The sequence below is a fragment of the Variovorax sp. F042 genome, from assembly GCF_057814215.1.
In genome coordinates this window covers 1-279 of sequence record NZ_JBVASX010000106.1, presented here as the reverse complement: position 1 = coordinate 279, position 279 = coordinate 1, and the positions used below count along the sequence as shown (strand labels likewise).

The window sequence follows — 279 nt, the reverse complement described above, 5'->3', positions numbered from 1 at the left end:
GATCGACGACATCCAGGCCAAGGCCGCGCAGAACGGCCACACGGTGCGCTTCGGCGTCAACGCCTACGTCATCGCCCGCGACACCGAGGAAGAAGCCAAGGCGGTGCTGGCCGACATCATCAAGCACGCGCACGTCGAGGCGGTGCATGCCTTCGGCGATGCGGTGAAGCAGGCCGGCTAGGCATCGCCCGTGGGGGAGGGCAACTGGGCCAAGTCGACCTTCGAAGACCTCGTGCAGTACATCGACGGCTTCAGCACCAACCTTATCGGCACGCCGCA

Annotated in this window: 1 pseudogene; it reads left to right on the top strand. The window is 65.6% G+C overall.

The window, feature by feature from the left end:
- Positions 1-279 (top strand): annotated as a pseudogene (locus ACZYSP_RS35615) (dimethylsulfone monooxygenase SfnG); the annotation flags it as partial.